General features: G+C 67.3%; 11 protein-coding genes. 6 read left to right on the plus strand and 5 right to left on the minus strand.

Features of this window, described 5'->3' with window-relative positions:
• Position 1 precedes the first annotated feature (1 nt).
• From OG976_RS19140 to fadD1, 6 genes are read left to right on the plus strand one after another with little or no spacing between them, the layout of a single operon-like run.
• The gene (locus tag OG976_RS19140; protein ID WP_328352111.1) at positions 2–1,108 is read left to right on the plus strand and encodes an acyl-CoA dehydrogenase family protein; all 1,107 of its coding nucleotides are present in this window, start codon (positions 2–4) and stop codon (positions 1,106–1,108) included.
• Positions 1,105–1,605 (plus strand): MaoC family dehydratase, encoded by a 501-nt coding sequence (locus OG976_RS19145; RefSeq protein ID WP_328352114.1) that lies wholly within the window; start codon positions 1,105–1,107, stop codon positions 1,603–1,605. The genes OG976_RS19140 and OG976_RS19145 overlap by 4 nt, the downstream gene beginning before the upstream one ends.
• Positions 1,602–2,039 (plus strand): acyl dehydratase, encoded by a 438-nt coding sequence (locus tag OG976_RS19150; protein ID WP_328352117.1) that lies wholly within the window; start codon positions 1,602–1,604, stop codon positions 2,037–2,039. Before OG976_RS19145 ends, OG976_RS19150 begins: the two co-directional genes overlap by 4 nt.
• Entirely contained in the window at positions 2,036–3,238 is a 1,203-nt protein-coding gene (locus OG976_RS19155) for a thiolase family protein (RefSeq protein ID WP_328363768.1), read from the plus strand. The genes OG976_RS19150 and OG976_RS19155 overlap by 4 nt, the downstream gene beginning before the upstream one ends.
• Positions 3,238–3,648, plus strand: coding sequence for a Zn-ribbon domain-containing OB-fold protein (locus tag OG976_RS19160; protein ID WP_328352120.1), 411 nt, complete (start codon positions 3,238–3,240; stop codon positions 3,646–3,648). Before OG976_RS19155 ends, OG976_RS19160 begins: the two co-directional genes overlap by 1 nt.
• Positions 3,645–5,222 (plus strand): fatty-acid--CoA ligase FadD1, encoded by a 1,578-nt coding sequence (gene fadD1, locus OG976_RS19165; RefSeq protein WP_328352123.1) that lies wholly within the window; start codon positions 3,645–3,647, stop codon positions 5,220–5,222. Before OG976_RS19160 ends, fadD1 begins: the two co-directional genes overlap by 4 nt.
• On the opposite strand, the gene OG976_RS19170 is transcribed toward fadD1, so the two are convergent.
• The 5 genes from OG976_RS19170 to sdhC form a co-directional block, all read right to left on the minus strand.
• Entirely contained in the window at positions 5,219–7,528 is a 2,310-nt protein-coding gene (locus OG976_RS19170; RefSeq protein WP_328352126.1) for a cellulase family glycosylhydrolase, read from the minus strand. The genes fadD1 and OG976_RS19170 overlap by 4 nt on opposite strands.
• Before the next feature lie 80 nt (positions 7,529–7,608).
• Positions 7,609–8,385, minus strand: a complete 777-nt coding sequence (locus tag OG976_RS19175; RefSeq protein ID WP_328352129.1) for a succinate dehydrogenase iron-sulfur subunit — start codon at positions 8,383–8,385, stop codon at positions 7,609–7,611.
• Between the two features lies 1 nt (position 8,386).
• Positions 8,387–10,141 (minus strand): succinate dehydrogenase flavoprotein subunit, encoded by a 1,755-nt coding sequence (gene sdhA, locus OG976_RS19180; RefSeq protein WP_328352132.1) that lies wholly within the window; start codon positions 10,139–10,141, stop codon positions 8,387–8,389.
• A gap of 10 nt (positions 10,142–10,151) precedes the next feature.
• Positions 10,152–10,613 carry a succinate dehydrogenase hydrophobic membrane anchor subunit gene (locus OG976_RS19185; RefSeq protein ID WP_328352134.1) on the minus strand — a complete coding sequence of 154 codons (462 nt, stop codon included), beginning with the start codon at positions 10,611–10,613 and terminating at the stop codon, positions 10,152–10,154.
• The gene (sdhC, locus tag OG976_RS19190; RefSeq protein ID WP_328352136.1) at positions 10,610–11,029 is read right to left on the minus strand and encodes a succinate dehydrogenase, cytochrome b556 subunit; all 420 of its coding nucleotides are present in this window, start codon (positions 11,027–11,029) and stop codon (positions 10,610–10,612) included. Before sdhC ends, OG976_RS19185 begins: the two co-directional genes overlap by 4 nt.
• Between the last annotated feature and the right edge of the window lie 71 nt (positions 11,030–11,100).

Raw genomic sequence — 11,100 nt, forward strand, 5'->3', positions numbered from 1 at the left:
CATGAAACTCGTTGCCGGACAGGACGAACGCGACCTCGCCTCGATGCTGCGCGGACTGCTCGCCGCCCGCAAGGACGACACGATGCAGGCGCTGGCCGCCGCGGGCATTCTGGGGCTGGGCATCTGCGAGCAGTACGGCGGATCCGGTGGATCGCTCACCGATCTCGGCATCTTCGCACGAGAAGGCGGCCGAGCGCTGTGCCCGTCGCTGGTCTACAGCACGGTGATCGCCGCTCAGGCGATAAACCTGCTCGGCGGCGACGGCTCGCGCAAACGATGGCTCGGCGACCTCTCGAGCGGCAGCACCTCGGCCACCACCGCATTGTGGAACGCCTATGACGCAGCCGACGTCACCGCCACCCTGCGGGCCGACCGCACCCGCGACGGTGAGTGGCGGCTCACCGGCACAGCCGACTTCGTTTCCGACGCGGCCGACGCCAATTTGATCGTGGTGTCCGGGATGGATGCCTCCGGCCGGACCATGGGATTCGTCTGCGGTCTGGACAGCCCCGGTGTGACACAACGGCCGTTGGCCTTGATGGGCGGCCACCACGCTTCGTGCGTACGTTTCGACGACGTCGTCCCCGACGATGTGCTGGGCGACGGCGAGCCGCTGGGCCGCGACGAACTCCGCCGTTCGGCCAACACCGCGATCGCCCTGAGCTCAATGGACCTGGTGGGTGTCGGCGAGGCCGTGCTCGACCGCACCGTGGCCTACACCTCCATGCGTCACCAGTTCGGCCGGCCGATCGCGTCCTTCCAGGCCGCCCAGCACATCGTTGCCGACATGCACATCGCGCTGACCGGCGCGCGGCTCGCCGCGCAGGCGGCCGTGTTCGCGCTGAGTCGGGGCCGGGTGGCGGTTCGCGAAACCGCCATCGCGCGAATGCATTCCGCCACCGCCGCCAAGCGGACGACCCTGGACGCCCACCAGTTGCACGGCGGGATGGGCTACGTGGTCGAGACCGACCTGTATCTGTGGTCGGAGCGGGCGCGGGTCTTCTCCACACTCGGCGGGGGAGCCGACGTGGCAGCCACCTGGCTCGACGACGATCAGGTCAGCCGCGCGGCGGTCACCGATCGGCTGCGGCGCAAGGACGGCGTGTGACCGCCGACAGCCTGGTCGATGCCGATACGGCCGCGAAGGTCGGCACCGTCGCGGCCACGGCCACCGGCGAGGTCCTGCGCCGCGACTGGCAGCGATGGGCCGTCGCCGTCGGCGACGACAACGCGCTGTGGTTCGACCCGGAGTACGCCCGCGCCAATGGCTATCGCGACATCATCTGCCCCCCGCTGTACCTGCAGTACGCCATTCTGGGCGTCACGCCGCTCAGTGGGCTGCGACCGGACGGGTCCTCCGGTGCGGTGTCGGGCGGCCTCGCCTTCCCGAAGGCGCCACGGCGGATGGCCGGCGGCGAGAGCTTCACGTTCCACATGCCCGCCTACCACCGCGACGAGATCGAGATGGTGCGCACCGTCGAGTCGATCGTCGAAAAGGACGGTCGCTCAGGCAGGTTCGTTCTCGTCACATGGCACACCGTGTACCGCAACCAGCACCGTGAACTGGTGGCCGAGGCCGCCACGTCGATGATCGCCAGACCATGACCCAGCTGTTCTATGACGACGTCGAACCCGGTGATGCCCTGACATCGCTCATCGTGACCGTCGACGAGACGCAGATGTTCTTCTTCAGCGCCGCGACCTACAACGGCCACCGCATCCACTACGACAAGGACTGGGCGCGCGACGTCGAAGGCTACGACGACGTCCTGGTTCAGGGTCCGCTGCAGGCCGCGCTCCTGGCCCGCGCCGTCACCGACTGGATCGGTGGCGCCGGCCGGCTCGTCGAGTACTCGGTGCAGAACCGGGGCGTGGCTTTTCCCGGGCAGCCCTTGACCTTTGGGGGCACCGTCGCCGCCAAGCGACTGGAGCAGGGCAGGGGACTGGTCGATCTCGACATCGTCGGCCGTCGTGACGCCGACATCCTGATGCCGGGCACGGCGACGGTGGAACTGCCGCTGCGCGAGAGCGTCTCCTGATGCGGCTGGCCGGTGAGGCGGCGATCGTCGGGATCGCCGAGCTGCCCGCGCAGCGTAAGCCGACCCGCCCCGAGCAGTTCACCCTCGACCAGTACGCCGCGTTGGCGCGGATGGTCCTCGACGACGCAGGTCTCGACGCCGGGGTGGTCAACGGGCTGATCTCGCACGGAGTGGCCGAATCGGACATGTTCGTCCCGGCGACGCTCTCGGAGTACCTGGGACTGCCGATCGACTTCGGTGAACGGGTGGACCTCGGCGGAGCGACGTCGGCGGCCATGGTGTGGCGTGCCGCCGTCGCCGTCGAGCTGGGACTCTGCGATGCCGTGCTGGCCGTGGTGCCCGGCTCGCGGGCGCTGCCGCGCTCGGCGCGACGGCCTGCTGCGAGCACGAATTGGTTTGGGGCGTCGAGCAACAACTACGGATCGCCGCAGGCCGAGTACGAGATCCCGTACGGCAACCTCGGCCAGAACGCACCGTTCGCGCAGATCGCGCAACGTTACGGCGCCCAGTACGGCTACGACCCGACGGCGCTGGCCAAGATCGCCGTGGATCAGCGCACCAACGCCTGCGCCCACCCCGGAGCGGTGTTTCACGGTCAGCCGCTGTCGGAGGCCGACGTACTGGGCAGCCCGATGATCGCCGACCCGATCCACATGCTGGAGACCGTGATGCCCGTGCACGGCGGCACCGGTGTGCTGATCGCCAACGCCGATCTGGCGCGCCGCGCGCGGCACCGCCCGGTGTGGATCACCGGATTCGGTGAGCACATCTCCTTCAAGACCATGACCTACGCGCACGATCCGATGGTCACCCCGATCGCCAGGGCCGCGGCCCGCGCGTTCGCCATGGCCGGGCGCACTCCGGCCGACGTCGACGTGGCCTCGATCTACGACTGCTACACGATCACCGTGCTGATGACGCTGGAGGACGCCGGGTTCTGTCCGAAGGGTCAGGCCATGGCGTGGATCAAGGAGCGGGACTTGACCTTTCGGGGTGACTTTCCGCTCAACACCGCGGGCGGGCAGCTGTCGTACGGCCAGGCCGGGATGTCCGGCGGCATGCACCACGTCGTCGATGCCGCCCGCCAGTTGATGGGCCGCTCGGCGGCAGCGCAGGTACCCGACGCCGACGTCGCGTTCGTGGCAGGCACCGGCGGGATCATGAGTGAGCAGGTCGCGCTCGTGCTCGGAGGGGACTGATGGCCGAACCGATCCCGATGCCCGAGCCGACGCCGGTGTCTCAACCTTTCTGGGACGGTCTGGCCCAGCACCGCGTCATGGTCCAGTACTCGCCGTCGTCGCAGCGCTACGTCTTCTATCCGCGCACCCTGGCGCCGGGAACGCTGGCCGACGATCTGGAATGGCGCGAAATCGACGGCGCGGCAACGCTATACACCTACACGATTGCCCGACGGCCTACCGGCCCGCCCTGGGCCGATGCGCTGCCACAACTGCTTGCGGTGGTGCAATGGGATGTGGGCCCGCGGTTCTCCACCGAACTGGTCGACGTCGAGCCCACCGATATCGCCATCGGCATGCGGTTGCAACCGGTGTTCTGTGACGACGCGGACTCCGGGATGACCCTGCTGCGCTACCGGCCGGCATCGTGATCGACACCGTCCAGGCGCTGCTGCGCGAACGGCTGACCGACGACGGCATCGCGGTGCTGTCGCCTGAGCGGACCTGGACCTGGCGTGAGCATCTGGCCGAGGCCGCCGCCGAAGCGTCCGCCCTGATCGCGATGGCCGACCCCGACCGGCCACTGCACGTCGGTGCCCTGCTGACGAATTCGCCCGCCTATACCCGGGCGATGGCCGCCGCGGCCCTGGGCGGCTATGTGCTGTGCGGCATCAACACCACCCGCCGCGGCGAGGGACTGGTGTCCGACATCCGGCGCGCGGACTGTCAGCTGCTGTTGGTCGATGCTGACCACGCGCCGCTGCTGGACGGCCTGGATCTGAGCGGCGTCACCGTCGTCGACGTCACCGGCCCCGACTACGCCGAGGCCGTCGCGAGCGCCGAACCGCTTGTCCCGCATCGGGAGGTCAGCGGCACCGACCCGTTCATGATGATCTTCACCTCCGGTACCAGCGGCAACCCGAAGGCGGTGCCGTTCGCCCACGCGATGAGCGTGATGTGCGGTCTGAGCCTGACCGCTCAACTCGACATCACCGCCGACGACGTCTGCTACCTGTCGATGCCGCTGTTCCACTCCAACGGGGTGGCAGCGGGCTGGTCGGTGGCCGTCGCGGGCAAGGCGGCCATGGTGCCGGTGAAGTTCTCGGTGTCGCGGCTGCTGCTTGACATCCGGCACTACGGCGCGACGTTCATGAACTACGTCGGCAAGCCGCTCGCACTCGTGCTGGCCACCCCCGAGCAGCCCGACGACGCCGACAACCCGCTGCGCGTCATGTACGGCAACGAGGCCACCGACCGCGATATCGCCGAATTCTCGCGGCGGTTCGACTGCCGCATCGTCGACGGCTTCGGCTCCAGCGAGTTCGCGGTCGTCGTCGTCCGCGAGGACGGCACCCCACCCGGGTCGATCGGCAGGGGCTGGCCCGGCGTCGCGATCTATCACCCCGACACCGTGACCGAATGCGCCACCGCGGAGTTCGACGTCAGCGGCAACCTGCGTAACTTCGACGAGGCCGTCGGGGAACTGGTGAACACCGACGGCGCCGGTCCGTTCACCGGGTACTACAACGACCCCGATGCGACCTCTGAGCGGCTGCGTCACGGGATGTACTGGACCGGGGATCTGGCCTACCGCGACGCCGACGGCTGGATCTACCTGGCCGGCCGGACCGCGGACTGGATGCGTGTCGACGGGGAGAACCTGGCGGCGGCCCCGATCGAACGGGTGTTGCAACGCATTCCGCAGGTCAACCAGGTCGCCGTCTATGCCGTACCCGACGACGCGGTGGGCGACGCGGTGATGGCCGCCATCGTGCTGCGCCAGGGGGAGTCGTTGACGCCCAAGGACTTCGAGGACTTCCTCGGCGCCCAGACCGACCTGTCACCCAAGGCGTGGCCGCGCTACGTCCGCATCAACGACGACCTGCCGCACACCGCGACCAACAAGATCCTCAAGCGGGAACTCAGTGCCGCCGGTGTGAGCGCCGGCGCCGGTGTGCTGTGGGAGCGGGCTGCGCGCGCGAGGAGTTATCAGGTGGTCGGCTAGACCGCGTTCACGATGGTGCCGACGCCGATGGCGTCGGACAGCGTGGCGTTGGTCGGGCTGGACAATGCGACGGTGAAGGTTTCGTTGTTCTCGGCGGTGGTATCGCCGAGCACCAGGATCGTGACGGTCTTGCTGGTCTCGCCGGGCAGGAAGGTGACGGTGCCCGACGCGCCGACATAGTCACTGCCCTGGGTGGCCGTCCCGCCGGAGGTGGCGTAGTGCACCGTGACCGTCTGGGCGGATGCCGAGGCCAGCCTGACGGTGAACTGTGCCGCCGATGTGCCTGTCCCGTCGCCGAAGTCGAACATGATGGGCTGCAGGTAGGTGACCTTGTTCTGGTTGACCGTCCGCCAGTCGTCGGCCAGGATGCCGCCGGTGTCACCGGAGTTCGGATTCCACGACCAGTAGGTCCAGCTGATGCCCTCGTCGCCGGCCGGGATGTCGATGGTGCCGTTGTTGTCCAGATCTCCGGACAGGTAGGAGGTGATGGCCTCGTACCAGATGACATCCTTGGGGTCGGTCAGTTTGGTGCCGAATTCGCCGAGGTAGATCGGCGCGATGTCGTTCTCGTAGATGTAGCCCCAGGCGTTGTCGAACACGTCGGGCAGTTTCGTTCCGAAGTCGTTGCCGGAGAACCACGTCTGCGCGTACACCGAGTTCGGATAGTCGTGCGGTGAGTAGACCACCCGGTTGGCGACGTTGAGCGTGATCGGGCGGTCTTTGACGCCCATCAGATTGCCGCCCCACCAATAGCTTTGGTTGTTGTAGGTGCCGATGCCCTCGACGATGACCAGCAGGTTGGGATTGGCGGCCAGGACGGCGTTGCCGGCCCGTTCGGCGGCTCGGGCCCAGTCGTTGGCCCCGCCACCGCCCCAGGTTCCGTTGTAGGGCTCGTTGTGCAGGTCGACGCCGATCACCGTCGGATTGTCGGCGTAGCGGCGGGTCAGCGTCACCCAGTCGTTGACCCAGTCGGTCTCGCTGTAGGTGCCGTTGTACCAGAGCCCGTTCTCGGTGGTGCCGACCCCGGCGGTGTTGCGGTGATGGTCGAGGATCACCTTCAGGCCGACCTCGCCGGCGTAGGCGATGATCTTGTCCATCACCTGGATCGACGACAGGCCCTCCAGATCGGGGTTGGCGTAGTAGTTGATGCTGGTGGGGGTTTGGCCGTGCAGCACATCCTGGGAGTACGGCAGCCGAATCGTGTTGAACCCCAACGTGACCATCTGGTCCATCATGTCTTTGTAGTTGCGGGTCCACAGCCCGTGCGGGGTGCCGTTGTCGCTTTCGAAGCCGAACCAGTTGACACCGGCGATCTCGACGGGATTGCCTGCGGCGTCGAGGATCTGGTTTCCAGAGGTGTGCCAGAAGCCGTCGCCGACCGTGCCGCTGCCGGGTTCGTTAGCGGTGGCGTCGGAGATGCTCAGGGCCGGGGTCTGGCCGCCGACGATCGCGGCGACCGTGATGGTGGCGGTGGTCGTGCCTGCGGTCTGCGGGGAAAGCAGGGAAGCCAGGCCGTGCAGGTGCAGCCCGGTGTCGGTGACGGCGACGACGAACTGCGCGGTATCGCCCGCCTGCATGGGTGTAGCGGGCGTGTACACGAAGGTGCCGTCGTCGGCGATCGTGACGGTGCCCGATGCGGGCTGCTGAGTGATCCGGTAGCTCAGCGGGTCGCCCTCGGGGTCGCTCGCGCCGACATTGCCGGTGATCGCGCCGCCTGCGGTCAGGCTGTTGGTGGTCTGGTTGTAGGTGATCGTCGGTGCCTGGTTGAACAACGCGTGCTCGAACTCGCGGCGCACCCAGGCCACCACCGCCATGCCGAACGACAGGTCGGGGTCTCTATCGGGGTTGAAACCGAAGATGCCCAGCACGCCGGAGATGACCGACTCAATCGGGTTCATCGTTCGGGCCGCCACCGCCACCGTCACGGCGGCCTGCACAGGGGCGAATTGGACCGTGCTCGCCGGCTGTGGCGTCCGCGCCGAGACCGCGGCCGCCGGTGCGTCATCGACGCTGGCGCGGATCCGGACGGGACCAGGTTGGGCGGCCTTGGGAATCCGGATCACCGGTACGCGGGCCGCCGCGGCGGGCTTGCCGGATGTGCGGTTGCGGGCCGGTGTGCTCGTTGCGGCGGCGCGCTTGGAATGACCCACCGAGGACGATGAGGTGTCTGAGTCGCCTGAGTCGGCAAATGCGGTGGTCGGGCAGCTGAGCGCGAGGCAGGCGCCCAGGGCAACTGTCACGCCGCCGAGGCGGCTCGCGTAAAGGCCGTAGCGCAGGCTTGTACCTGTCGAATTGGCCAGCGGCATGGGTAACCCTCCGGGTCGGAGCAAACCCACATTTTGCGCGTGAGGCGGGTCACACGCAAGCCTCAGTTATCTGCGGTGTGTCAGCGCGCGAACATCAGCGCGCGCTTGACCTCTTGGATCGCCTTGGTGACCTCGATGCCGCGCGGGCACGATTCCGTGCAGTTGAACGTGGTGCGGCAGCGCCACACGCCGTCGACGTCGTTGAGGATCTCCAGCCGCTCGGCGGCACCCTCGTCACGGCTATCGAAGATGAACCGGTGTGCGTTGACGATCGCCGCGGGGCCGAAGTACGAGCCCTCGTTCCAGAACACCGGACAGCTCGTCGTGCAGCACGCGCAGAGGATGCACTTGGTGGTGTCGTCGTAGCGGGCCCGGTCGGTGGGGCTCTGAATGCGTTCGCGGGTGGGCGCATTGCCCGAGGTCATCAGGTACGGCTTGACCGAGCGGTAGGCGTCGAAGAACGGCTCCATGTTGACCACGAGGTCCTTCTCCACGGGCAGCCCGCGGATCGGCTCGATGGTGATGGTGAGCGGCTTGTCTTTCTTCGGGAGCAGATCGCGCATCAGCACCTTGCACGCCAGCCGGTTGACCCCGTTGATCCGCATCGCGTCCGACCCGCATACGCCGTGCGCGCACGACCGGCGGAACGTCAGCGTGCCGTCCAGATAACTCTTGACGTAGATCATCAGGTTCAGCAGCCGGTCGCTCGGCAGGCACGGCACCCGGAAACTCTGGAATCCGGCGGCATCCGGATCCTCGGGATTGAACCGGGCGATCTTCAGCGTCACCATCACCGCGCCGTCCGGGATCGGCGGCAATGCGGGTTCGCGGGTGTCGACCTCTGGGGCAATCGTCATCTCAGTACTTCCGCTCCATCGGCTCGTAGCGGGTCTGCACCACCGGCTTGTAGTCCAGCCTGATGTCGCTCAGCAGATCAGAACCGTCCTTGTAGGCCATGGTGTGCCGCATGTAGTTGGTGTCGTCGCGGTTGGGGTAGTCCTCGCGGGCATGCCCGCCGCGGGATTCCTTGCGGTTGAGCGCACCGGCCACGGTGACCTCGGCCAGCTCCAGTAGGAAGCCCAGCTCGATGGCCTCCAGCAGGTCGCTGTTGTAGCGCTTCCCCTTGTCGTGCACCGAGATTCGGGCGTAGCGCTCCTTGAGCGCATGAATGTCGGTCATCGCCTGCTTGAGGGTCTCCTCGGTGCGGAACACCGCGGCGTTGTTGTCCATCGACTGCTGCAGTTCGCTGCGGATGTCGGCGACCCGTTCGTTGCCGTGCTCGGAGAGGATGTTGCCCACCCAGTCGACCACCATGCCCGCCGGTGCGGACGGCAGGTCGACGAAGTCGTGGCTCAGCGCGTAGTTCGCGGCCGCGATCCCGGCGCGACGGCCGAACACGTTGATGTCCAGCAGCGAGTTGGTGCCCAGCCGGTTGGCGCCGTGCACCGACACACAGGCGCACTCACCCGCGGCGTAGAGCCCCGGCACCGTGGTGGTGTTGTCGCGCAACACCTGGCCGGTGACGGTCGTCGGGATGCCGCCCATCACGTAGTGGCAGGTCGGGTAGACCGGCACCAATTCCTTGACCGGGTCCACGCCGAGGTAGGTGCGGGCGAACTCGGTGATGTCGGGCAGCTTGGCCTCGAGCACGTCCGCGCCGAGGTGGCGAACGTCGATGTAGACGTAGTCCTTGTGTGGTCCGGCTCCGCGGCCTTCGAGCACCTCGAGCACCATCGAGCGGGCGACGATGTCACGCGGTGCCAGGTCCACGATGGTCGGGGCGTAGCGCTCCATGAAGCGCTCACCCTCGCCGTTGAGCAGCCGGCCGCCCTCGCCGCGCACCGCCTCGGAGATGAGGATGCCCAGCCCGGCCAGGCCCGTCGGATGGAACTGGTGAAACTCCATGTCCTCCAACGGCAGTCCCTTGCGGAACACGATGCCCAGCCCGTCACCCGTCAGCGTGTGGGCATTCGAGGTGGTCTTGTACATCCGGCCCGAGCCGCCGGTGGCGAACACGATGGACTTGGCGTGGAAGACGTGGATGTCACCGGTGGCCAGCTCGTAGGCGATGACGCCGGTGGCGACCGGACCGCTCGGGGTTTCGGTGAGCGCGAGGTCCAGTGCATAGAACTCGTTGAAGAACTCCACGTCGTGCTTGACGCAGTTTTGGTACAGCGTCTGCAGGATCATGTGGCCGGTGCGGTCGGCGGCGTAGCAGGCCCGGCGCACCGGCGCCTTACCGTGGTCGCGGGTGTGCCCGCCGAACCGGCGCTGGTCGATGCGGCCCTCCGGGGTGCGGTTGAACGGCATCCCCATCTTTTCGAGGTCCAGCACGGCGTCGATGGCCTCTTTGCACATGATCTCGACGGCGTCCTGGTCGGCGAGGTAGTCGCCGCCCTTCACCGTGTCGAAGGTGTGCCACTCCCAGTTGTCCTCTTCGACGTTGGCCAGTGCGGCGCACATGCCGCCCTGGGCTGCGCCGGTGTGGCTGCGAGTCGGGTACAGCTTGGTCAGCACCGCGGTACGCACCCGCGGGCCGGCTTCGACGGCGGCACGCATTCCGGCCCCGCCGGCACCGACGATGACGACGTCGTAACGGTGTTCGGTAATCATGTGATCGCCCCTAGGAGATGTTCGGGTCGAAAGTCAGCAGAACGTAGGTGCCCACCACCAAGACGATGAGCATCGAGATCACCAACAGCGAGTTCAGCCAGAACTTGGTGGAGTCCTTGCGCGCGTAGTCGGAGATGATCGTGCGCATGCCGTTGCCGCCGTGCAGCTGGGCCAGCCACAACAGCAGCAGATCCCAGGTCTGCCAGAACGGGGAGGCCCAGCGCTGCGCGACGTAGTTGAAGTCGATGCGGTACACCCCGCCGTCCCACATCAACCCGATGAACAGGTGACCGAGCGCCAAGAAGATCAGCACCACTCCGGAGAAGCGCATGAACAGCCAGGCGTACTTCTCGAAGTTGGGCATGCCACCGCGGCGGCGCGGCGCGCGCGGGTTGTCCAGCCCGGCAGGCCGGTCGTGATTGCGTTCCAGGATCGGGGCCGGCGGGCCGAGCCGGCTTTCGGGCGCGCTCACAGGAACCGCTCCGCCATGTGCATGCCGATGATCACCAGCGAGGGCACCATCACCAGTAGCCAGACCCCCGCGACCGCCCACAGCATCTGCCGCTGGTAGCGGGGACCCTTCCACCAGAAGTCGACGAGGATGATCCGCACGCCGTTGAGTGCGTGGTAGAGCACCGCGGCCACCAGGCCGATCTCCATCAGGCCGATGATCGGCGTCTTATATGTCTCGACGACCGCGTTGTAGGCCTGCGGGCTGACCCGCACGAGTGCGGTGTCCAGCACGTGGACGAACAGGAAGAAGAACACGGTGGCACCGGTGATCCGGTGCAACACCCACGACCACATACCGGGGTCGCCGCGGTAGAGGGTGCGCCGCCGCCCCGCGGATTTCTCGCGAGGGGCAGGCACAGTTGACGCGGTACTCATCACGCCTCCAACGTCTGGCCTGTCACTATTGGACTCTAACTCCGATCATGGGGTGCAAAGAATTACGTTGT

This window comes from Mycobacterium sp. NBC_00419, assembly GCF_036023875.1.
Lineage (GTDB): Bacteria > Actinomycetota > Actinomycetes > Mycobacteriales > Mycobacteriaceae > Mycobacterium.